This is a genomic window from Allomuricauda sp. M10, assembly GCF_020782875.1.
Lineage (GTDB): Bacteria > Bacteroidota > Bacteroidia > Flavobacteriales > Flavobacteriaceae > Flagellimonas.
Genome location: NZ_JAJGBN010000004.1, coordinates 98,136 through 121,379, shown reverse-complemented (window position 1 = coordinate 121,379; position 23,244 = coordinate 98,136). Strand labels below are relative to the sequence as shown.

Below are 23,244 nucleotides of genomic sequence, written 5' to 3'. Positions count from 1 at the left end.
TCTTGTATCTAAAAATGGTTGTTAGGGTCGGATTTCCATTAAAGTTGAAGTAAAAATTCCATGGTGTCTATGCCATCCGCATAATCATCAAGTTGGGGTTTTTGTGTTTGACCAAAATCGACATGTCCAGCTTTATTTTGTTTGGAAACCACACATTGGATTTGATCATTCAACGCTTCCAATTCCTTTTGTAGATTTTCTTCTGAACTATAATAGGAATAGAACAAAACGGAAATAGGCGAGGAGAGGGCAGTCTCTTCTTTCAAGACCAAAAACTCATTGTCCAAAATCTTGAAATCACTCATTAAATACACCGCTTTGTTATAATCATAATTGTTGGCGTACTTGTGCTGGTGGATGATATTTCCATACTTGTACATGGCCTTAAAAAAGGGTTCAAAATCATATCCTTCGGGAATATAGATTTTAGAAACATTGCGACATCCCAGACCATAATATCTGAAAATATCTTCGCCCAAGGCAACCAATTCTTCATGGGTTTCCTTGCCGGTCAATATGGCAACCGAATTCCGGTTCTTTCGGATAATATGTGGTTTTTGACCAAAGTAATACTCAAAATATCGACCCGTATTATTGCTTCCTGTGGCGATAACGGCTTCAAAACCTTCCATTTTTCCATCCACAAAAGCAATGCGTTCTTGTAATGATGGATCTTGTCCGACCAAAAATTTCACTAAATGAGGCAACAATCTTTTGTCGTTGGAGGAAAGCTTGGCCAAAACCTTGTGTCCGGATAAGATGACGCAAAGAAAATCATGGAAACCTACCAACGGAATATTCCCTGCCATGATGATTCCGATCGTTTTGGGTGTGTCAACAAGATTTAGATTATAATGTGACAACCAAGATTCAATATTTTCCTGGTTGAGCAATTTACCCCATTCCCGAAGGGAGTATAAAATATTTTCTTGGGTAAACCATCCGTTTTCTTGTTCGGCCCGTAATACTATTTCCTTGAATTCAAGGTCGATAGAATCATCGTTCACATAACATTTTTCGCAAAAATTCGTTAGGTATTTTCCTAGTTCGACAAAAGCTCTTATTCTTTGGTTATACGGCGTCATTAAATTTGTACACTAAATTACTAGGGTTTATTTTTGTCAAAAGTAAGCATGCTGAAAAGAATCAGCCCAAAAGGAAAAGAAAATTATGGCCATAATTATAACAGATGAATGCATAAACTGTGGTGCTTGCGAGCCAGAATGCCCCAATACCGCAATTTATGAAGGTGCAGATGAGTGGAGGTACAGCGATGGGACATCGTTGACCGGTGATGTGGTTTTGCCAAGCGGTAAGGCCGTAAACGCCGATGATGTACAAGATCCCGTTAGTGATGAGATCTATTACATTGTTCCTGATAAATGTACCGAATGCAAGGGTTTCCATGAAGAACCCCAATGCGCAGCGGTTTGTCCGGTGGATTGTTGTATCCCCGATGAGGACCACGTAGAAAGTGAAGATGTTTTGTTGGGCAAGCAGCGTTTCATGCACCCCAACAATTAATCCGTAAAATATCTTGTAAATTAGCCCGGACTTTAATTGGTTCGGGTTTTTTTATGGAAGAAAAGGAAAAAGAGTACAACGGTATTTGGATGCAGGTAGGCTGTATCCTATCCTTAGTGGCCATTTTGGCCATAATTGCCCTGTTCGTAATGGGCATCTACCTATTGATTGGGAAATATTGATCCCCCAACCAAAACTTCAACTTATATTTGCAGCCTTAAATCAATGAACAATGTTCAATAATCAAGGTACAGAAAGATTTTTCTGCATTTTTGAGATGTGTTCTGAGTTCCAAAATCTAGTATCCAATAAATGAAAGCCGGTATTGTAGGATTGCCCAACGTAGGAAAATCAACTTTGTTCAATTGCCTTTCCAATGCAAAAGCACAAAGTGCCAACTTCCCATTTTGTACCATTGAACCCAACATTGGCGTGGTGAACGTGCCCGATCAACGATTGGAAAAATTGGAATCCATGGTGAATCCAGAGCGTGTGGTTCCTGCAACGGTGGAGATTGTGGATATTGCCGGATTGGTAAAAGGTGCTAGTAAAGGTGAAGGTTTGGGCAACCAGTTTTTAGGAAATATCCGCGAAACAGATGCTATTCTTCACGTGTTGAGATGTTTTGACAATGACAATATTGTGCACGTAGATGGTTCCGTAAATCCTATCCGTGATAAGGAAACCATTGATATGGAACTCCAGTTGAAGGATTTGGAAAGTGTGGACAAAAAGCTTGAAAAAGTAAAACGAGCCGCCAAAACCGGAAATAAGGAAGCCCAGAAGGAAGAAGCAGTCCTAAACGCCATCAAACAAGGTTTGGAATCCGGAACTTCGGTCCGCGCCATTCAAATCAGCGAGGAAGACCGCGAAGAATTTGTACGACCTATGCAGTTGATTACCGATAAACCTGTGATGTACGTTTGTAACGTGGATGAAGGTTCAGCCACAACAGGTAATGCCTACGTGGAAAAGGTAAAAGCAGCAGTGGCCAATGAAAATGCTGAAGTCATCTTTTTGGCGGTGGGTACCGAAGCCGATATCACTGAACTGGAAACCTATGAAGAGCGTCAAATGTTCTTGGAGGATTTGGGACTTACTGAGCCCGGTTCCGCCAAATTGATTCGTGGCGCTTATAAACTATTAAATCTTGAAACCTATTTCACCGCTGGTGTAAAAGAGGTTCGTGCTTGGACCATTCCGGTCGGGGCAACAGCTCCGCAGGCAGCAGGGGTTATCCATACCGACTTTGAAAAAGGATTTATCCGGGCAGAAGTTATTTCTTATGACGATTACATTAAATATGGTAGCGAATCCAAGGTGAAGGAAGCAGGCCGTATGCGTGTAGAAGGCAAGGAATATATCGTGAAAGATGGTGATATCATGCACTTTAGGTTCAATGTGTAAACACTGACCGTTGTAATTCCATTTAATTTTTCCTATTGAATTTTTTACTCAAGCTTAGTTTTGATGCATGTCAGTCAAAAGCTTGGGAATCTTTTATGGTATCGTGGGGGTTATCTTGTTTTCCTCCAAGGCGGTCATGGTGAAACTGGCCTATGAATATCACGTGGATACTCTGGACCTTCTTTTGTTCCGCATGCTATTTTCCTTGCCCTTTTATCTTTTTATTCTTTTTTTGATTCGAAAGAAAAAACCAACCGTTCAAATTAATCCAAAGGATTATGCATGGTTGTTTCTATTTGGATTTGTGGGGTATTACCTGGCCAGCTATTTTGACTTTTTAGGCCTGAACTACATCAAGGCCGGCTTGGAACGAATCATTCTTTTTGTGTATCCCACCATCGTGGTTTTTCTGTCTTGGTTGTTCTTCAAGCAAAAAATCACCAAAGTGCAGTCCGTGGCGATCATGATTACTTACATAGGTGTAGTCATCACCTTTTGGAATGAATTGGATATTGCAGGCAACGGGGTTTTGTGGGGTGGATTTCTGGTATTGTTGAGCGCCATCACCTATGCTTCCTACTTGGTAGGTAGCGGCTGGCTGATTCCTAAATTTGGTATGTTGCGATTTACCTGTTATGCCATGATCGTTTCTACATGTTGTATAGTGGTTCACTATTTAATCGCAGGGGAGTGGGGAATGTTCAACTATCCATTACCCGTTTACCTTTACGGAATTGCCATGGCCATATTGGCTACATTGATTCCTTCATTTTTGGTATCGGCCTCCATTGAACGATTGGGTGCTTCCAACTTTTCCATTTTGGGAAGTCTGGGTCCGGTTTCTACAATTCTGTTAGCTTTTGTATTTTTGAATGAACAATTGACTTACTGGCAATTACTGGGAATGATGGTAGTGATTTTTGGTGTCACCTATCTTTCCGTTCAGCGAAAAAAGAGGCCTGAGGCCTGATGTATATTAACAACTACTCGTTTTATTGTTGATTACTTTCTTGGTTCTACGCCTTAATTTTTGCCCCTAAATTTTATATTAGCAAGGATTAACCCTTATAGATTCATGGCAGAAACCCAGTATACAGAGGATAATATCCGTTCCCTGGATTGGAAGGAGCATATTCGTATGCGACCCGGTATGTACATTGGTAAACTGGGCGATGGTTCGTCTGCGGATGACGGTATCTACATCCTGCTCAAGGAAGTGATCGATAACTGTATCGATGAGTTCGTGATGGGTGCGGGTAAAACCATCGAAATCACCATAAAGGATAATGTTGTCAATGTGCGCGACTTTGGCCGTGGAATTCCATTGGGCAAGGTGGTGGACGTGGTCTCAAAAATGAACACAGGGGGTAAGTATGACACCCGTGCCTTCAAAAAATCGGTGGGATTGAACGGGGTTGGAACCAAGGCGGTGAATGCGCTTTCCACTTATTTTAAGGTGGAATCGACCAGGGATGGACAATCCAAATCTGCGGAATTCAATATCGGAAACCTCGTCAACGAAGAACTTTTGGAAGAATCTTCCAGAAAAAGGGGGACCAAGATCAGCTTTACGCCGGACGACACCATTTTCAAAAATTACAAATACAGAAACGAGTATGTGGAACGCATGCTCAAAAACTACGTATACCTCAATCCCGGACTTACCATTATTTTCAATGGCGAAAAGTACCAGTCAGAAAACGGATTGAAGGACCTTTTGGAAGACAACAACAACCAGGACGATTTCCTTTATCCTATCATTCACCTGAAAGGGGAGGATATTGAAGTGGCCATGACCCACAGCAAAACCCAGTACAGCGAGGAATACCATTCCTTTGTAAATGGGCAGCATACCACCCAAGGAGGCACACACCAAGCTGCTTTTAGGGAAGCCGTGGTGAAGACCATCCGTGACTTTTATGGCAAGAACTATGATGCTTCGGATGTTAGAAAGTCCATCATTTCGGCCATTTCCATAAAAGTAATGGAACCTGTTTTTGAAAGTCAGACCAAAACAAAATTGGGATCCACTGATATGGGGGGCGAATTGCCAACGGTCCGTACCTATATCAATGACTTTTTAGGAACCTATCTCGATAATTACCTGCACAAAAATCCCCAAACTGCCGAGGCGTTGCAGCGTAAGATCGTTCAGGCAGAGCGGGAACGCAAGGAACTATCGGGCATTCGTAAATTGGCCAGGGAGCGCGCCAAAAAAGCAAGCCTGCACAATAAAAAATTACGCGATTGCCGTATCCATTTACAGGATATGAAAAGCGATCGTAGGCTGGAAAGTACTCTTTTCATCACCGAGGGAGATTCTGCTTCCGGTTCCATCACCAAATCAAGGGACGTGAATACCCAAGCGGTTTTCAGTCTTCGAGGCAAACCGTTGAATTCCTACGGAATGTCCAAAAAGATTGTGTATGAAAACGAAGAGTTCAACCTGCTTCAGGCCGCATTGAACATTGAGGAATCCATGGAGGATCTTCGATACAACAATATCGTGATCGCTACCGATGCCGATGTTGACGGTATGCACATTCGCTTGTTGTTGATAACATTCTTCCTACAATTCTTCCCTGAATTGATCAAGGAAAACCATCTTTACATACTTCAAACGCCCTTGTTCAGGGTGCGCAATAAAAAGGAAACCATTTATTGCTATAGTGAGGAAGAAAAACGCAATGCCATTATAAAATTGACCGGCAAGCCAGAAATCACCCGCTTTAAAGGATTGGGTGAAATTTCCCCGGATGAATTCCAACATTTCATTGGAGATAATATCCGATTGGAACCCGTAATGCTGGACAAGGCCATGAGCATTGATAACCTGTTGCAATTTTATATGGGTAAAAACACACCGGACAGACAAGAATTTATCATAAACAACCTTAAAGTCGAACTAGATCTAGTTGAGCAAAATCAACTGTAAACCAACTAAATGCTGCCCTTCTAAATGGAAGAGAACGAAGAACTGAATGATGAAGGTTTAGAAAACCATGAAGAACCCCAGGATAGCCTTGTAAAGGTTACGGGGATGTACAAGGACTGGTTTTTGGATTATGCCTCTTACGTAATTCTGGAGCGTGCCGTGCCAGCTATTGAAGACGGGTTCAAACCGGTTCAGCGTAGGATCATGCACGCCTTGAAGGAACTGGACGATGGTCGTTACAACAAAGTGGCCAATGTGGTGGGGCACACCATGCAGTACCATCCCCATGGTGATGCCAGTATCGCGGATGCCATGGTACAGATTGGCCAGAAAGATTTACTTATCGATACCCAAGGAAACTGGGGAAACATCTTGACCGGGGACGGAGCTGCGGCACCCAGATATATTGAGGCCCGACTTTCCAAGTTTGCCTTGGAAGTGGTATATAGTCCAAAAATCACAGAGTGGCAACTTTCGTATGACGGCAGGAAAAAGGAACCCATCAACCTTCCCGTTAAATTTCCTTTGTTATTGGCACAGGGAGCGGAGGGAATTGCCGTGGGGCTCTCCACTAAGATTTTACCACACAATTTTGTGGAGTTGATCGATGCTTCGATTAAACATTTAAAAGGTCAGCGTTTTACCCTGTATCCCGATTTTCCAACTGCAGGGATCATCGATGTAACCAATTACAATGAAGGTCTTCGAGGCGGTAAGGTCAGGGTTCGGGCCAAAATATCCACTTTGGATAAATACACTTTGGTCATCACGGAAATCCCTTACGGCACCAATACATCCACTTTGATTGATTCCATTCTCAAGGCTAACGAGAAAGGAAAAATCAAAATCAAAAAAATAGAGGACAATACGGCAGCCGAAGTGGAAATTTTGGTCCATTTGCCCCCGGGCATTTCACCGGATAAAACCATTGATGCGCTATACGCCTTCACGGCTTGCGAATCTTCAATTTCACCATTGGGCTGCATCATTGAGGACAACAAACCCAACTTTGTTGGAGTTAAAGAAATACTTGAACGTTCCACTGATAATACAGTTGAATTACTGAAATCTGAGTTGGAGATCCAACTAAGCGAATTGGAGGAACAATGGCATTTTGCTTCCTTGGAGCGCATCTTTATCGAGAACAGGATCTATCGCGATATCGAAGAAGAGGAAACTTGGGAAGGAGTGATTGCGGCTATCGATAAGGGACTTCAACCCCATATTCAACATTTGAAACGCGCTGTAACTGAAGAAGATATTGTTCGGTTGACGGAGATTCGGATCAAGCGTATTTCCAAGTTCGATTTGGAAAAGGCACAGCAACTCATTGAGGGACTGGAAGAAAAGATTGCCCAGACCAAGCATCACTTGGAGCATTTGATCGAGTTTGCCATAGATTATTTCAAGGAACTCAAAAAGAAATATGCAGCGGGCAGGGAACGCAAGTCCGAAATCAAGATTTTTGATGATATCGAAGCTACCAAGGTGGTCATCCGAAACACCAAACTCTACGTGAATAGGGAAGAAGGCTTTGTTGGAACTTCCCTGAAGCGCGATGAATATGTAACAGATTGCAGTGACATAGACGACATCATCGTGTTCACCGAAAAAGGCGAAATGATGATCACCAAAGTCGATTCCAAGGTTTTCATTGGCAAGAACATCATCCACGTGGCCGTCTTCAAGAAAAAAGACAAACGCACCATCTACAATATGATCTATAAGGATGGCAAGGGAGGTCCTAGTTATGTAAAACGGTTCAACGTTACGGGAATCACCAGGGACAAGATGTACCCCATGGCTGGTGATCAACCTTCCGCTGAGGTACTTTATTTTTCAGCCAATCCCAATGGAGAAGCAGAGGTGGTCACAGTTTTATTGAGACAATCCGGTAGCGTAAAGAAATTGAAATGGGACTTGGATTTTGCCGACGTGCTTATCAAAGGTCGGGCATCCAAAGGAAATTTGGTCACCAAGTATCCCGTAAAACGTATCGAGCTTAAAGAAAAAGGGGTTTCCACACTGAAGCCACGTAAGATTTGGTTTGATGATGTGGTCAGTCGTTTGAACGTAGATGGCAGGGGAGAACTGTTGGGTGAATTTAAAGGAGACGATCTTTTGTTGGTCATCGACCAAAAAGGGATGGTCAAGACTATCGCACCCGATTTGCTTACCCGATTCAATGACGACATGATCGTGCTGGAAAAATGGAATCCGAACAAACCAATCTCTGTTGTTCATTACGATGGGGAGAAAGACCGATATTTTCTGAAACGATTCTTGGTAGAAAACCCCAACAAGGAAGAATTGGTCATTTCCGAAAGTCCAAAATCCCACATGGAATTGGTGACAACGGATTGGCGACCCATGATCGAGGTTGAATTTGTAAAACCTCGAGGCAAAGATGCCAAACCCAATCTAGAAGTCAATGTCGAGGAATTTATTGCCATAAAAGGTATAAAAGCTCTGGGCAATCAATTGACAGCGGAAAAAATTAAGGGGATCAATGTTTTGGATCCATTGCCATACGAAGAACCGGAAGAAGTTAAGACTGAGGACATTGAAGTCGTGGATGAAGAAAACATAGAAGATGACGATATGGATATAGATACAAAAAATGAAGGTTCCGATCAAACTTCTTTGTTTTGAACCTTTTTCTACCTATATTTTCACACAGAGACACACACCTAAACCGACGCTTAATACATCTATATGGATTTCACCAACCCGCTGGTCTACGGCGTACCAGTATTTATTGCCTTTATTTTAGTTGAATTGACTTATAGCAAAACCCACGGAGACGACCATCTGTACAATTGGAAGGATTTGGCCGCCAGTGGATTCATGGGAATCGGCTCCGCCATATTGGGTCCGCTTTTTAAAGTAGCCTTTGCCATAGTCCTGTTTGAAGGAGTTTACGAGCTGTGCAACCCTTTGGTTGATGGAGTTCGTGAAAATGTGCTGGGCTATGAATCCTTTGGTTACGCCTGGTACATTTGGATCCTTTGTCAATTGGCCGATGATTTCACGTATTACTGGTTCCACAGGGCCAACCATGAAATCCGGATTCTTTGGGCGGCACACATTGTGCACCACTCCTCGGACAATTTTAATTTGGGTACAGCGGTGCGTAACGGGTGGTTCACCATTTTGTACAAACCCTTCTTTTATGCCTGGATGCCAGCAATCGGTTTTCCACCAGAAATGGTAGTGGTATGTCTGGGCATTGAAGCGCTTTGGCAATTTCAGTTGCATTCCGTTTACATTCCCAAATTGGGCTTTTTGGAAAAATTCATGAATACCCACACCATGCACCAAGTGCACCATGCACAAAATGTGGAATACTTGGATAAAAACCATGGAGGTTTCCTCAATATTTTCGACAAGATGTTCGGCACATGGAAAGAATTGGACGATGACATCGATGTGAAATATGGCGTTATCCATTCACCGGATTCCTTCAATCCAGTCGTAATTCTAACCCATGAATTCAAGGACATCTGGAATGACGTGAGGAAAGCGGACAAGTTTTCACACAAATTGATGTACATCTTCGGTCCTCCGGGTTGGAGTCCAGATGGAAGTACATTGACCGTAAAAGAACAGCAACGATTGTTTAAAAAGCACAAACATAGCAATCCCGGCTTGGTTTACCAACGACCGAATTAATCTTTTAATGATTCTCGATAACTTCCTGTCCTTCTTCAGGTTGGGAGTTTTTCCTAATTCTTAGGTTTAAGAATTCGACCATGAGCGAGAACGCAATGGCGAAATAAAGATACCCTTTGGGTATGGCGCCAACTTCGTTCCCAAAAACAATTAAATGGGATAGGTGTGCCGATTCGGCAATCAACATAAACCCGATCAAGATTAAGAATGATAATCCCAGCACTTGAATGGAAGGGTGACGATTGACAAATTCCCCAACAGGATTTGCAAACAACATCATGATTACTACCGAGATCACAACGGCAGTAATCATCAAAATCAATGCATCCGTTGGATTTGGGGAGATTCCGTTGGTCATACCGATTGCTGTTAAAATCGAATCGAAGGAAAAAACAATGTTGATTACGGTAATCTGAACAATGGCATTCATCAAGGATGAAGACCTGGATTTTTCCACTTCACGCTCGTCGTGACCACGATCTTCTATTTTTTCATGTATCTCCTTGGTACTTTTATAAAGCAAGAACAAGCCACCCGCGAACAAAATAATGGCCTGCCAGCTTATTCCACCCGTTACCCAAGATTCATTTAATATCCAAAACGGCTTCTTCATTTTGGTAAGCCAGGTGATTCCGAACAACAGCACAATCCGCATCACCATAGCCAGTACAAGACCAATATTGGTTGCTTTTTTTCTGTTTTTCTTCTCCAGCTTGCCAGCAGCAATAGATATGAAAATAATGTTATCAATCCCTAGTACAATTTCAAGAAAAGTTAGGGTCAAAAGTGCCATCCAGGCATCTGGGCTTGAGAAGATATCGAACATGGTCAGTGTATTTTGTATGCGGTTCCTTTAAATTTACGTGTATCGCCAATGGCGTTGTATTCAAATGTATAAGAAGAATCTGTGGTAGTCAAAATTTTAATGTGGATAGATTTTTCTTCGGACATGTTTTTAGGATTCAAATTTTTGAGAACATATTCACAGTCATTTATCCATCGAACACTTGAAGAATCCTTTTTTCCTTCGAATTCATCAACTTCCATATTTTCGGTTCGATAAAAAACGGTTTGTTTTTCCTCGCCGTTAATAGTGGTCGTAAAAGAGAATTTCCCAGTCTTAAAATCACTGCAATTACGTTGGGGAGGCTGTTTACAGGCTCCGATTAAGGCAAGAAGACTCACAATTAAAAGATGTTTTCCCATGACCACAAAATAACGGAAAGTACTTGAAAGGGTCAATCAATTTTTGGATGGAATGATTCAAAAGTTCCATCGGGGTAGAATATCACTATTTTGACTGGATTATATCCATCACCAACATTCTTTACAGCCTGAAGTGGCATTTCATTTTTCATGGGAAGTTCAGAATCCAAGACAGGTTCAACCTGTTTAACCTCGCTTGATTCAATCTGGTAGTTGGAGGTGGGAAAATCTCCTTCCCCTTTTAATAACCAATATAGATTTACATCAGGAAATGTTTGGACCAATTTTAAAACAAAGTCCAGACTCGGTTTGTTCCTTCCACTTAATAGGTGAGAGATACTGGAACGCTGCACGCCAATCTTATCGGCAAATGCAGAAACCGTTAAACCATAAAAGTCGATTACCGCTTGAATCCTTGAAACTAACCCTTCGTTCACAAATGTAAATTTATACTCTTCAAAGATAATGCAATTTTAATTTGATTATAGAAAACAAGCCATCCGAAACCTCCTTGATTTCAATTATACATTGAAAGACATACTATTTATGTGCTGATATTTAAATATTTAAGAACAAGAGTTAAACATCTGTTTACTTTTGTGACATCTTAGCTGCTGTCGGGCCTACAACAATCATAATACTGTTTACACATGTGATGAGTGTAGTGTAACAAATGTAAATTAGTTGTTGTTTACTTTTGTGACCTTTACTTGATACCATATATGATCCAGCATTCCGATTATAAGGAAGCAACCATCCAAGGACGCTATGTTACCATGGACAAGTTGCAACAACATTGTTTTACCAAATTGAAGTCAGAAACCATCATTATAGGTTTTTCCGTACTAGGAGTTCCTATCCCTGCTTTTACTTTGGGACATGGGAAACAGAAGGTTTTGATGTGGTCCCAAATGCACGGAAACGAATCCACCACCACAAAAGCGGTTTGGGACATGGTCAATTTTTTAAACTCCCCAAACGAAATGGCCAAAACCATTTTAGAATCCTGCACCTTGATGATTGTTCCCATGCTGAATCCGGATGGCGCCAAAGCCTATACACGGGTAAATCATAATGAAGTAGATCTGAACAGGGATGCCAAAAATCTATCCCAACCCGAAAGTGTGGCATTAAGAACTTTGTTTCAAAAATTTAAACCCGATTTCTGTTTTAACCTTCACGATCAGCGCACCCTCTTTAGTGCCGGAAAGACAAACAAACCGGCAACGGTTTCCTTTTTATCCCCGGCCAGTAATATGGAAAGGGATATTACACCTTCAAGGGAAGTGGCCATGAAACTGATTGCCGCCATGAACCAGACTTTGCAAAAAATGATCCCGGGCCAGGTGGGGAGGTTCGATGATGGCTTTAATGATAATTGTGTGGGCGATTCGTTTCAAATGGAAAAAGTACCGACCTTATTATTTGAAGCCGGGCATTTTCAAAAGGATTACGAAAGGGAAAAAACCAGGGAATTCCTATTTTATTCTTTATTGGAAGCATTGCAAACCATTGCCGCAGATAAAATTTCCAATTACTCCATTGATGATTATTTTGCTATTCCAGAGAACGACAAATTGTTTTTTGACATCATTGTCGAGAACCCACAGGTGACCAATCCTATTATTATGGACACCGATAGGGTTGGAATCCGCTATAAAGAGGTGTTGTACGGGGATAAAATACATTTTGAACCCGAGGTGGCAGAAGTTGGTGCACTTGAAGGGTTTTACGCACATCAAACCATTGAAGGTGCTGATTTACTGGATTTTGACAATGACCCCGCTAAACAGGCCATTAGAGCAATCCTCTCGTCTATAAACGAATAATGAAGTAATTATATCGTGAGCTTGCGTTTTATTTAAAAAAGAACCATTTTTATTACGTAAATTTCCTTTTTTAACTAATTTAGCTGAAAATTTCAATGTAATGAATAAAGTTAAGCTTGACGAGATTGATCACCAGATACTGGATATGTTGATTGACAACACCCGTACTCCCTTTACAGACATCGCCAAAAAGCTGTTGATTTCAGCTGGTACGGTGCATGTACGTGTTAAGAAAATGGAGGAATCTGGGATCATCAAAGGTTCATCCCTTACCTTGGATTATGTAAAACTAGGCTATTCCTTTATAGCTTATGTGGGTATTTTTCTTGAGAAAACCCATCAGACCAAGTTTGTATTGGAGCGCTTGAACCAGATACCATATGTGACCGTTGCACACATCACCACAGGCAAATTCAATATTTTCTGTAAGATTAGGGCAAAGGATACCACCCATGCCAAAAACATTATCTTCAAGATTGATGATATTGATGGTATCAGCAGAACAGAAACCATGATTTCTTTGGAAGAGAGCATCAACGACAAAAAACGTTTGATGCACACCATTTTCAACGAGATGTAATTTAATTTCGATAGATGCTAGTTTCGGATTTATCGATTTCAGAATACAATCCTTTTTACCAAACCTATATCAACGCATTGGGCAATGTTGACCTAATGAATGAATTGGTTCAAGGTAAAAAGGATTTTTTGATGTTGTTGGAACAGATTCCAAATTCAAAATTACCTTTTTCCTATGCTGAAGGAAAATGGACCTTGGCAGAAGCTTTGGTTCATATGATCGATACGGAACGTATTTTCCAATATCGGTCATTGCGTTTCGCCAGAAATGATAAAACCGACTTGGCCGGATTTGAACAGGATGAGTATGTGCCCAATTCTAACGCCAAGAACAGGGCCATAAAGGATTTAATGGAAGAATATTCCTCTGTTAGGGATGCCACCTTGACCCTTTTTAAGTCATTTAACGAAGAGATGCTCAAGAGGATGGGAAAAGCGAACGGTTTCCCGATGAGTGTTCGTGCGATGGGATTCATCATCAATGGCCATCAGGCACATCACATGAAAATCATTAAGGAGCGGTACTTGCCCTAGTTAAAAAAGCCCTTCGTTATCGGCTTCTTCAGTATCAAATTCCGGAGAAGGAAAAGAATCATGGTCCACTTCGGCCATTTCCTCAGGTTCCAGGTCTTTATCCAGTTCCCTTTCAATAGTTTCCTCAAAATTGGAGATGAATTGGCTAAGGCTTTTGCTGATTTTCACTAGATAGATGGTATCCTCCGTGCGTACCTCTACGGCTTCAAGAATTTCTCCATCTGGTTTTCTAATGGTAATGATATCATCATCCCCATATCCATCTGGGTAAGAGTCGATTAAAATGGCGGCCACCTTGTGGTCCAACTTTTTGTAGTCAATCAAAATCCGTTTCACAATGGTTAGTTATTACATATTCCTAAACTAGGAAAATTCGGATTTGACCCACTCAAAGAGTTGCCAACGCAAAAAAATAGTATATGTATTGCTTATTCCCTGTAGTAAGCAAATGCTTCTTCGAAAAGATTTTCAGGAACTTTAACATCCGTTACCGCCACACCGATGGATTGCAACAGCACAAAGTTGATGTTGCCGTGGGAATTTTTCTTGTCGTATTTGAGTAGTTTTAAAATAGAATCGATATCATGGTCATCAAACTCCTCTTTATCAAAATGTTGTAAAAACGTTTCCTTGATTTCGTTCAACGAAAGTTTGGGCAGGCCTGTTAATTTATGAGATAAATATCCTTCCAGAATCATACCCACAGCAATGGCCTCTCCATGCAGCAAGGTCTTTTTGTCATAGTTTTCCAAACAATAGGATTCTATGGCATGGCCCAAGGTATGTCCAAAATTCAAGATTTTACGAATGCCTTTTTCAGTCGGATCTTGCATGACCACCTCATTTTTTATGGCGATGGATTTTTGAATGTTGACTGCAGCCTCGAATGCATTTTGGGTTTTCAACAAGTCCCAATAGGCTTTGTCTGTAATCAATCCATGCTTCAACATTTCGGCATAACCACTACGGGTCTGTCTTTCGTCCAGGGTTTTTAGAAATTCAGGAAAAATCAATACCATTTGAGGTTGGTTGATCACTCCGATCTGGTTTTTCAACGATCCAAGATCCACTCCTGTCTTTCCGCCGATGGAAGCATCAACCATAGACAAAAGGGTAGTGGGGATGTTGATAAAGTCTATACCACGTTTAAAGGTAGAAGCTACAAATCCTCCAAGATCCGTAAGTACCCCACCGCCTAGGTTGATCAACAGACTTTTACGGTCGCCATCAAATTGGGAAAGATGTTCCCAAACTTGCATACAGGTTTGAATGTGTTTGTTTTCCTCCCCAGATTCAATTTCAAAAATGGAATCAATGGTGCCCGCGAACATTTTTTCAAAGCTCGGCAAGCAATATTTTTTGGTGTTCTCGTCCACCAATAAAAATATTTTAGAATAATCATATTTGGCAACATGCTGGTTCAGTGCCGCTTGTGCAAGCTCATCAATATGAACCTCGTAAGATTGTGCTTTTACCGATTCCATAATTCAAATTTCACCGCTAAATAAAGATTATTTTATGGATAAGATTATGCATTCCGTACTTATCTTTGAATCTTTAATCGGAATACAAATAATGCAACCTAATTTTGAGAATACCGCAATAGCATTTGAGCTCAAATCCGACTCCCAGTTGGAGCGCGCTTACTTTTTGTTCAAGATGATCGCCAACGAACCTTTGGTCAGGATTGGTACCGCAGTGACCAATTTTGCCATCAAGGCACACTTGCCTGTGGATGGTCTGATCAGGGCTACCGTATTTGATCATTTTTGTGGGGGCGTGAATGAAGAGGATTGCCTTCCGATCATTGATAAGATGTACGAAAAGGGAGTCTGCTCCATTTTGGATTATTCCGCTGAAGGCAAGGAAGTGGACAATCAATTTGATTTTGCATTACAAAAAACCCTTGAAATTCTTGATTTCGTCAAGGAAAAAGATGCCATTCCTTTTGCTGTTTTCAAACCAACCGGGTTCGGCCGCATGAAATTGTTCGAAAAAATGAGCATCGGCCTGGATCTGACCAGCGGCGAAACGGAAGTTTGGAACAGAATCGTAAACCGATATGAAAAAGTCTGTAAAAAGGCCCACGATTTGGATGTGGCCCTGCTGATTGATGCCGAAGAAAGTTGGATGCAGCAAGCTGCCGATGACCTTGCTTTGGAAATGATGCGCAAGTACAACAAAGAAAAAGCCATTGTTTTCAATACCTTCCAGATGTACCGTTGGGACCGATTGGATTACATTAAAAAACTACATGCCCTTGCCAACGAAGAAGGCTTTAAAGTAGGGGCCAAAGTGGTTCGCGGTGCCTATATGGAAAAGGAGAACGAACGTGCCCAAGAAAAAGGCTATAAAACCCCGATCTGCAGTAACAAACAGGAAACCGATCAAAATTTTGATGCGGCGATCAACTATTTGATGGACCATTTGGATTGCTTCAATGTATTTGCAGGTACCCATAACGAGCAAAGCTGCCATAAATTGATTGATTTAATGGCGGAAAAGGGGCTGGAGCCCAATGAACCAAGGGTTTGGTTCGGGCAATTGTTCGGGATGAGCGACCACATTACCTATAACTTAACGGCCGCCAACTACAATGCGGTAAAATATGTGCCCTATGGCCCAGTGAAAGATGTAATGCCCTATTTGATCAGAAGGGCAGAGGAGAATACTTCCGTAGCGGGTCAAACATCAAGGGAGCTCTCACTTTTACAAAAAGAACGGAAGCGTAGGAAGTTGGAGGATTAACCCTCAAAACAGCTCTAATTCAAACAAATAACTGGATAAAAAATAAAATTTATTATCCCTGAATTGTAACAATTTGGCATATTTCAACACAAATAAGTCAAATCTTACATCTATGGAATTGGACCTACTTAAAGAAAAATGGCAAAAACTGGATTTTGTTCCCCAAGACAAAATCGCAATTGATACCACCCCCTCCAAAAGCCATACGAAATTAGCTTTTGGTACAATTACAAAAAGACTTTTCATTTTTTCATTGATTGAATTCTTCCTATGGGGAATACTAGGCATTGGGTTTCAACTATACTTTAAAGAATACACCCCACCTTCATTTTTGAAATTTGAACCTCTGATTTATTTAGAGAAAGTAAACTATGTAATTCTAGGTGTATTTGTGACGGCCTTCCTTGTTTCTTTCAATACCATTCGAGCACTTGACGGCGTTAAAGATCTCATAGTTAACATTTTAAAAACAAAAAGAATAGTAAATATTTATATTTATTATAATCTGGTTGTTTTCGTCATCACCTTTTTGACCAGTTTTATTTGGGAACTGTCCTATAATGAAGAAATCAAGAGTGTACTAGAAAATAAAGCGGCATTTGTCTATTTGGTGATAATGGTTTTTGGAACTGCTTTTACTTTTGCATTCACCTACTTAATTTATAAAGTATACTTCTTCACTTATGGAAGGTTTATTATCGATTTCAAAAAACTTGCTAAGAATTTAAAGAAGTTAGAAGATGAGATTGTGCAATAAAAAAGCCGACATTTAAAGCCGGCTTTATTCCTAGATTTTAATTTCTTAGATCAGAGCATCAATGATAGTTACAATGATTTCTGCTAATTTTTTAGCTAATGCAGCCATAATCCATAAATTTGTAGGTTAAACATTTTGACTTAATTCAGTCAACTTCTACAGGAAAAGTATTACAGATTATAAAACTTCAATCTATAAATTGATAGATGATGCTTTTGGATTAATGAAGGCTTTATTCCAGTTGATGATTATTCTTTTTGGATTGATTCTATCTTGACTTGGTCTGTACAATTTGTAGCTTTTAAAATAAATTTTTCGTTTTCAATTGTATTCGAAATAACATACACCTTACAAGGCTCTGCTTTGGTATCGCTTTTGCCGAAATCCACATCGCCATCGGTCAAGAATTGAAGGATAAGTGTAGTGTCCCGATACTGTTCGGGTAAGGATTCCCCAAAGGTCAAAGGTTTGGACCTCATGTCCTTGAGCACCCGACAATTGGGTAGGTAACAAAACTCTATGCCATTTTCCCCGGATTTTTTCTTTAAAAAGAAAACCAAGAATACCAATCCAATGGATAGCCCTACCAAATACCATCCCAACCGCTTCAAAAAACCCATCTAGCTTAAAAAATAAGAAAATTAATATCGTTGTAACTCATGCCGAACCAATCGCCCACCGATTTATTGGTCAAAATACCGTGGTACATGTAGAGACCGTTACGGAGTCCTTTATCAAATCGAAGGGAATGTTCCAAACCACCTTCTTCCCCAATTTTAAGCAAATATGGGGTGAAAATGTTACTGATGGATACAGAGGATGTTCTAGGGTATCGGGACGGAATATTGGGAACACAGTAATGGGTGACCCCGTATTTTTCATAAGTGGGTTTGGTATGCGTGGTGACTTCGGAAGTTTCAAAACACCCACCCATATCAATGCTCACATCAATGATCACGGCGCCTTTTTTCATATGTTCCACCATAGTACTGGAAACCACCACGGGAGAACGGTCCTTACCGCGTGTAGCCCCGATGGCCACATCGCACCGTTTTAGAGATTTGATTAAGTTTTTGGGCTGTATGGTAGAGGTGTACAAAGTCCTATTTAAATTGGTCTGCAAGCTTCGCAACTTGCTAATGGAATTGTCAAACACCTTTACATTGGCGCCCAGTCCCAAAGCGGAACGTGCGGCAAACTCGCCCACGGTTCCTGCTCCAATAATGACTACTTCCACAGGCGGCACACCACTGATATTTCCGAACATGAGACCGTTTCCCTTATTAGTGTTCGCCATTAATTCCGAAGCGATCAAAATGGAAGAAATCCCGGCAATCTCGCTCAAGGAACGAACTGCTGGATAATTTCCGTCTTCGTCCTTTATAAATTCAAAAGCAATGGCTGTCAATCGTTTTTTGGCCAAGGCCTCGATATATTCTTTCCGTTGTGTTTTGATCTGCAGGGCAGAAATCACAATTGTTTGGGGATTGATAAAATCAATTTCGTTGAGGGTAGGGGGCTCCACCTTTAATAGGATGGGGCAAGAAAACACTTTTTTGGTGTCCCTGGTAATTTCGGCTCCTGCATTGGTATAGTCAATGTCCGAGAAATTAGCGGCATCCCCTGCACCGGATTCGATCAACACCCGATGGCCATGAGCCGTAATGGCATTGACAGCGTCCGGGGTTAGACAGATTCGTTTTTCCTGATATTGGTTTTCCTTGGGAATACCGATGAAAAGTTCCCCTTTTTGTTTGATGACCTCCAAGGTTTCTTCCTGGGGCAACAATTGTTGTTTGCTAAATGGGGAGGACGGTTGGTTCATAGGCCGCAAAAGTGTTCAACATACCAAATTGGTAAGGAACAAATTTACATTTTTTTCGAAAGGGTTTTTTGGCGTTCTTCCAATTTCTCCCTTTCCTTTCTAAGTTCCTCTTTTTCCTTTAAAATCTGAAGTTCCGTATCCATGGCTTCCAAATCAATACCGTGTACGTGCTTGTCCACCAATTTCAACCTGATGAAATACACAATGGGCACCACTACCATGGTAACGGCAATTACATATAGGATTTCGTTTTCGTCAACTTTTTTGGAAGAATAATTTAAAACACTGTAAAGCTGAAAGCTGTACATGGCTATTGGAATAAGAATTGCATGGTACCACCAGTTTTTGGAAGTTACGAACCAAATCACTAACAATAGAAATGGAACCAACTTGCTGAAATAGTAATAAAACGCAGTGCTAATCAACCCAAAGTCGTTCTCCTTAAATTCAATACCCAAAAAGGTCCATGTAGTAGCATCAGGGGGGAGGTACTTGTAGCTATAGAACACTAATGGGGATATAGCAATAAATAATGCTATGGCCCCTTCTATAATAAAACGTTTCTTTATCGTAGACTTTTTGCTCATTACATTGTTAACTGAAAAAGTCCAAGATTATTGTAAAAAAAAAATCCCTTTTCGAAAAAAGGGATTTTTAAACGTACTGGATGATAAGTTTAGATTTTGATAATCTTATCCTTATCAATACTAGCCTTTTGGTTCTTGTCAATACTTGCAGTCGAAACAGCGGTCATTGCCAAAAAAGCAACAGCTAGCAATCCAAAAAAAACTTTTTTAGTGTTCATCGTAAAAGAGTTTTTGGTTAATAAATGAATTCATTCACAGGACAAATGTAGGAAAATATTTCAACTTCACCTACACTTCATCGATAAATTTGGTTTTTTAACGTAAAAACCGAACGGTTTATCGAATTGGACTTGTTCCGTAAAAGAATACGTTGAAGATAATGGGATCTCGCATTAACAAACATTTAACTCGATTGAACGCGTATTTTCATCGATAAAATGCAGAAAAACACTTACAGAATCTTCTGGCAGCAAAGACTGGATTTTTTCGGGCCATTCAATGAACAACCACTTGCCCGAGTTCAGATAATCCTCAAACCCGATGTCCAATGCTTCCATTTCATCGTTCAGCCTATAAAAATCGAAATGATAGGCCAGGGGACGGCCAGCGGCATCATCATATTCGTTCACCAATCCAAAGGTGGGGCTATTGGCTACATCCACTGCACCCAGTTCTCGTATCAGCTGTTTTACGAGGGTAGTTTTACCGGCACCCATTTCGCCATACAAACAAATGGTTTTGTTGGGAACTGCAGCCAAGAGCGTTTTGGCCACTGCGCCAATGCCCGATAATTGAAAGGTTGTTTTCAAAAGGAATTATTTTGGGTCCAAAACTACAAAAGGAACAATCATTTCTTCCAAAGAAACCCCACCATGTTGGTAAGTGTTCCTATAATAACTCACATAATGGTTGTAATTATTGGGATACGCAAAGAACAGGTCGTTCTTGGCAAAGATGAAACTGCTGCTCAAATTAATGTTGGGCAAATGGATTTCCTGTGGATTTTTGGTGGCCAACACCTCTTTATCTTCATATGTAAGGCTCCTTCCCGTTTTGTATCGAAGGTTTAAACTGGTTTCCCGATCCCCGATCACTTTGGATGGCTGCTTTACGTTGATGGTGCCGTGGTCCGTGGTCAAGATCAATTTCATCCCTAAACTTTGGGCCTGTTGAATGATTTCCAACAATGGGGAATTCTTGAACCAACTCAAGGTCAATGAGCGATAGGCCTTGTCATTGGAGGCAAGTTCCTTTACCACGTCCATTTCGGTTTTGGAATGCGATAACATATCCACAAAATTGTAGACGACCACCGTCAAATCGTTTTCCTTTTGAGACCTGAAGTTTTGGGCCAGTTGTTTACCTTGTTTAAGATTGTTGATTTTATGGTACTCCCATTTTAAGTTGAGTCCCAATCGTTTTAATTGCTCGCCTAAAAATTCGGCTTCAAAAAGGTTCTTACCACCCTCATCGGTGTCATTTTTCCACCAATTGGGATAGCGTTTTTCCATTTCCAACGGCATGAGTCCAGCAAAAAGGGCATTCCTTGCGTATTGGGTGGCCGTAGGCAAAATACTGTAATAGGAAGACTCCTGTTTCTTCTTATAATGAACGGAAAGGGTTTCTTCAAACGCCAACCATTGGTCATATCTTAGGTTGTCGATGACGATCATCAGGGTCTTGTTGCCTTCCAGTTCGGGTTGCACTTTGTTGCGGAACAGGGTGTGCGACATGATCGGGGCATCCCCATCCTTGAACCAACTTTTGTAGTTCTTGTCCACAAACTTGCTGAACTGGTTATTGGCTTCCACTTTTTGGGATTCCAAGATCTCGAACATGCCAGAATCCTCAATTTGCTCCAATTGCAACTCCCAATAAATCAGTTTTTTATAGAGTTCGGCCCATTCTTCATGGCTGTTGACCATAGAAAGGTCCATGGCAATTTTTCGAAACTCCTGCTGATAATTAGCCGTGGTTTTTTCGGATATCAACCTAGAGTTGTCCAAACTCTTTTTGAGGGACAACAATATTTGGTTGGGATTTACCGGTTTAATAAGGTAATCGGCAATTTTGGAACCGATGGCCTCATCCATAATATATTCCTCCTCACTTTTGGTGATCATCACTACGGGAATGGAGGGTTCGTATTTTTTAATCTCGTTCAGGGTCTCAAGACCGGAAAGCCCTGGCATGTTTTCATCCAAAAAAACAATGTCGAAAAAATTTTCCCTGATTTCCTCCAAGGCATCTTGTCCGCTTTGACTTGTAACTACTTTGTAATTTTTGTTTTCGAGGAAAATGATGTGAGGTTTTAGTAGGTCTATTTCATCATCGACCCAAAGAATTGTAATCTTGTTCATATAGTAGTTATCTTTGTGGCATTAAAACAAAAATCCTTGGTAAAAACCAATAAGCTTAACGTTTTTAACGATCCAATTTACGGTTTTATTGGAACTCCAAACGAACTAATTTTTAGGCTGATATCCCATCCCTATTTCCAAAGATTGCGGCGGATATCACAAATGGGCATGTCCTACATGGTATACCCCGGCGCTCACCATACCCGGTTCCACCACGCTTTGGGAAGCATGCATTTGATGACCAAGGCCATTCAGGTATTAAAGGTTAAGGAAGTAGAAATTACGCCCGAAGAAGAAAACGGACTGCTTTGTGCCATTTTACTCCATGATATTGGTCACGGCCCTTTTTCACACGCTTTGGAAGGTTTTGTGGTGAAGGATTTGAGCCATGAAAAAATATCCCTTCTATTTATGAAGGAGTTGAACGAGGAGTTCGGTGGTCAGTTGGATGTGGCTATTTCCATATTTAAGGGAGACTATCCCAAACCTTTTTTGAACCAGTTGGTGTCCAGTCAATTGGACATGGACCGATTGGATTACCTGAAACGCGACAGTTTTTATTCTGGTGTTACGGAAGGCAACATCAACTCCGAACGGCTGATTTCCATGCTGAATGTTGTAGATGGTAATTTGGTGGTAGAGGAGAAGGGGATCTATGCCGTGGAGAAATTCCTGATGGCCCGAAGGTTCATGTATTGGCAAGTGTACCTGCATAAAACCGGATTGGTAGCGGAACAATTGTTGGTCAGGATCATGCAACGTGCCCGTTTACTTTTGAAACAAGGCGATCAGTTATCCGCCAGCAAACCCTTGCTGTTTTTCTTGAACCAAAACGGTGCCTTGACCTTTGACCAACAAATTCTCAAAACTTTTTCTGAGTTGGATGATGTGGATATCATGAGCGCATTGAAAAACTGGCGCAACCATGAAGATTTTGTGTTATCCAAAATGTGCGGAATGCTTTTGGACCGTAGACTTTTGCATGTGAAGATAAAGGACCAGCAGACCGCGCCTCAAAAATTGAATCAAAAATTATTGGAGGTCGTTGAAAAATACGATCTTTCAGAAGAAGAAGCCGCTAACTTTGTGTTTGAGGGCGAGATCTCTAACAAGGCCTACAATCAGAAAAGGCAGGCCATTTACATTCTTAAAAAGAATGGCAGAATCACGGATGTGCTCAAGGAGTCGGATCAACTTAGCCTGAAGGCACTTTCCAAAACGGTTACCAAATATTACAGCTGCTATCCAAAGGAAGCTGTTTAACAAATTTTGTTACTTTTG

At 41.0% G+C, this 23,244-nt stretch carries 24 protein-coding genes; 13 read left to right on the top strand and 11 right to left on the bottom strand.

All coding sequences use genetic code 11. The features are described from left to right. Positions 1–38: 38 nt before the first annotated feature. On the bottom strand, positions 39–1,007 hold the full coding sequence (locus tag LKX84_RS11735; RefSeq protein WP_317206474.1) for an acyl-CoA reductase: 969 nt from the start codon (positions 1,005–1,007) through the stop codon (positions 39–41). 163 nt (positions 1,008–1,170) lie between these two features. Between LKX84_RS11735 and LKX84_RS11730 the strand changes: the two genes are divergently transcribed. From LKX84_RS11730 to LKX84_RS11705, 7 genes are all read left to right on the top strand, one after another. Then, positions 1,171–1,524, top strand: a complete 354-nt coding sequence (locus tag LKX84_RS11730; protein ID WP_228237355.1) for a 4Fe-4S dicluster domain-containing protein — start codon at positions 1,171–1,173, stop codon at positions 1,522–1,524. 53 nt (positions 1,525–1,577) lie between these two features. Then, positions 1,578–1,706 carry a hypothetical protein gene (locus LKX84_RS17945; RefSeq protein WP_262909139.1) on the top strand — a complete coding sequence of 43 codons (129 nt, stop codon included), beginning with the start codon at positions 1,578–1,580 and terminating at the stop codon, positions 1,704–1,706. Between the two features lie 130 nt (positions 1,707–1,836). Continuing rightward, positions 1,837–2,931, top strand: coding sequence for a redox-regulated ATPase YchF (gene ychF, locus LKX84_RS11725; protein ID WP_228237354.1), 1,095 nt, complete (start codon positions 1,837–1,839; stop codon positions 2,929–2,931). A gap of 67 nt (positions 2,932–2,998) precedes the next feature. Beyond that, entirely contained in the window at positions 2,999–3,901 is a 903-nt protein-coding gene (locus LKX84_RS11720) for a DMT family transporter (RefSeq protein WP_228237353.1), read from the top strand. 105 nt (positions 3,902–4,006) lie between these two features. Beyond that, a complete protein-coding gene (locus tag LKX84_RS11715; protein ID WP_228237352.1) occupies positions 4,007–5,866 on the top strand; it encodes a DNA topoisomerase IV subunit B in 1,860 nt (619 codons plus the stop codon). A gap of 24 nt (positions 5,867–5,890) precedes the next feature. Further along, positions 5,891–8,518, top strand: coding sequence for a DNA gyrase/topoisomerase IV subunit A (locus LKX84_RS11710; protein ID WP_228237351.1), 2,628 nt, complete (start codon positions 5,891–5,893; stop codon positions 8,516–8,518). A 63-nt stretch (positions 8,519–8,581) separates the two neighbouring features. Further along, the gene (locus LKX84_RS11705; protein WP_228237350.1) at positions 8,582–9,538 is read left to right on the top strand and encodes a sterol desaturase family protein; all 957 of its coding nucleotides are present in this window, start codon (positions 8,582–8,584) and stop codon (positions 9,536–9,538) included. Between the two features lie 4 nt (positions 9,539–9,542). On the opposite strand, the gene LKX84_RS11700 is transcribed toward LKX84_RS11705, so the two are convergent. The 3 genes from LKX84_RS11700 to LKX84_RS11690 are packed head-to-tail and all read right to left on the bottom strand — an operon-like array spanning position 9,543 to position 11,181. Beyond that, the gene (locus LKX84_RS11700) at positions 9,543–10,364 is read right to left on the bottom strand and encodes a TerC family protein (RefSeq protein WP_228237349.1); all 822 of its coding nucleotides are present in this window, start codon (positions 10,362–10,364) and stop codon (positions 9,543–9,545) included. Positions 10,365–10,366: 2 nt separating this feature from the next. Next, positions 10,367–10,744: a DNA topoisomerase IV gene (locus LKX84_RS11695; RefSeq protein ID WP_228237348.1), complete on the bottom strand. Its 378-nt coding sequence runs from the start codon at positions 10,742–10,744 to the stop codon at positions 10,367–10,369. A gap of 32 nt (positions 10,745–10,776) precedes the next feature. Further along, a complete protein-coding gene (locus LKX84_RS11690; protein ID WP_228237347.1) occupies positions 10,777–11,181 on the bottom strand; it encodes a helix-turn-helix transcriptional regulator in 405 nt (134 codons plus the stop codon). A 285-nt stretch (positions 11,182–11,466) separates the two neighbouring features. Here LKX84_RS11690 and LKX84_RS11685 point away from each other — a divergent pair, with 285 nt between their 5' ends. From LKX84_RS11685 to LKX84_RS11675, 3 genes are all read left to right on the top strand, one after another. Continuing rightward, entirely contained in the window at positions 11,467–12,573 is a 1,107-nt protein-coding gene (locus LKX84_RS11685) for a M14 metallopeptidase family protein (RefSeq protein ID WP_228237346.1), read from the top strand. Between the two features lie 100 nt (positions 12,574–12,673). Then, a complete protein-coding gene (locus tag LKX84_RS11680; protein ID WP_163633976.1) occupies positions 12,674–13,153 on the top strand; it encodes an Lrp/AsnC family transcriptional regulator in 480 nt (159 codons plus the stop codon). A 14-nt stretch (positions 13,154–13,167) separates the two neighbouring features. Then, positions 13,168–13,686: a DinB family protein gene (locus tag LKX84_RS11675; protein ID WP_228237345.1), complete on the top strand. Its 519-nt coding sequence runs from the start codon at positions 13,168–13,170 to the stop codon at positions 13,684–13,686. On the opposite strand, the gene LKX84_RS11670 is transcribed toward LKX84_RS11675, so the two are convergent. Continuing rightward, positions 13,687–14,022, bottom strand: coding sequence for a hypothetical protein (locus tag LKX84_RS11670; protein WP_228237344.1), 336 nt, complete (start codon positions 14,020–14,022; stop codon positions 13,687–13,689). Between the two features lie 92 nt (positions 14,023–14,114). Further along, positions 14,115–15,170, bottom strand: coding sequence for a 3-dehydroquinate synthase (gene aroB, locus LKX84_RS11665; protein ID WP_228237343.1), 1,056 nt, complete (start codon positions 15,168–15,170; stop codon positions 14,115–14,117). Between the two features lie 91 nt (positions 15,171–15,261). Here aroB and LKX84_RS11660 point away from each other — a divergent pair, with 91 nt between their 5' ends. Both LKX84_RS11660 and LKX84_RS11655 read left to right on the top strand, forming a co-directional pair. After that, positions 15,262–16,434 carry a proline dehydrogenase family protein gene (locus LKX84_RS11660; RefSeq protein WP_228237591.1) on the top strand — a complete coding sequence of 391 codons (1,173 nt, stop codon included), beginning with the start codon at positions 15,262–15,264 and terminating at the stop codon, positions 16,432–16,434. Positions 16,435–16,546: 112 nt separating this feature from the next. After that, complete coding sequence (locus LKX84_RS11655) at positions 16,547–17,191, top strand: hypothetical protein (RefSeq protein ID WP_228237342.1); 645 nt, start codon at positions 16,547–16,549, stop codon at positions 17,189–17,191. Positions 17,192–17,439: 248 nt separating this feature from the next. On the opposite strand, the gene LKX84_RS11650 is transcribed toward LKX84_RS11655, so the two are convergent. The 5 genes from LKX84_RS11650 to LKX84_RS11630 form a co-directional block, all read right to left on the bottom strand. After that, positions 17,440–17,811, bottom strand: coding sequence for a DUF4258 domain-containing protein (locus LKX84_RS11650; RefSeq protein WP_228237341.1), 372 nt, complete (start codon positions 17,809–17,811; stop codon positions 17,440–17,442). Positions 17,812–17,816: 5 nt separating this feature from the next. Continuing rightward, positions 17,817–19,016 (bottom strand): alanine dehydrogenase, encoded by a 1,200-nt coding sequence (locus tag LKX84_RS11645; RefSeq protein WP_228237340.1) that lies wholly within the window; start codon positions 19,014–19,016, stop codon positions 17,817–17,819. Positions 19,017–19,060: 44 nt separating this feature from the next. Continuing rightward, positions 19,061–19,603, bottom strand: a complete 543-nt coding sequence (locus LKX84_RS11640; RefSeq protein WP_228237339.1) for a hypothetical protein — start codon at positions 19,601–19,603, stop codon at positions 19,061–19,063. A 392-nt stretch (positions 19,604–19,995) separates the two neighbouring features. Beyond that, positions 19,996–20,412, bottom strand: a complete 417-nt coding sequence (gene tsaE, locus LKX84_RS11635; RefSeq protein WP_228237338.1) for a tRNA (adenosine(37)-N6)-threonylcarbamoyltransferase complex ATPase subunit type 1 TsaE — start codon at positions 20,410–20,412, stop codon at positions 19,996–19,998. A 6-nt stretch (positions 20,413–20,418) separates the two neighbouring features. Next, the gene (locus LKX84_RS11630; RefSeq protein WP_228237337.1) at positions 20,419–21,963 is read right to left on the bottom strand and encodes a PglZ domain-containing protein; all 1,545 of its coding nucleotides are present in this window, start codon (positions 21,961–21,963) and stop codon (positions 20,419–20,421) included. Positions 21,964–21,999: 36 nt separating this feature from the next. Here LKX84_RS11630 and LKX84_RS11625 point away from each other — a divergent pair, with 36 nt between their 5' ends. Further along, positions 22,000–23,226: an HD domain-containing protein gene (locus LKX84_RS11625; protein ID WP_228237336.1), complete on the top strand. Its 1,227-nt coding sequence runs from the start codon at positions 22,000–22,002 to the stop codon at positions 23,224–23,226. The last annotated feature ends 18 nt before the right edge of the window (positions 23,227–23,244 follow it).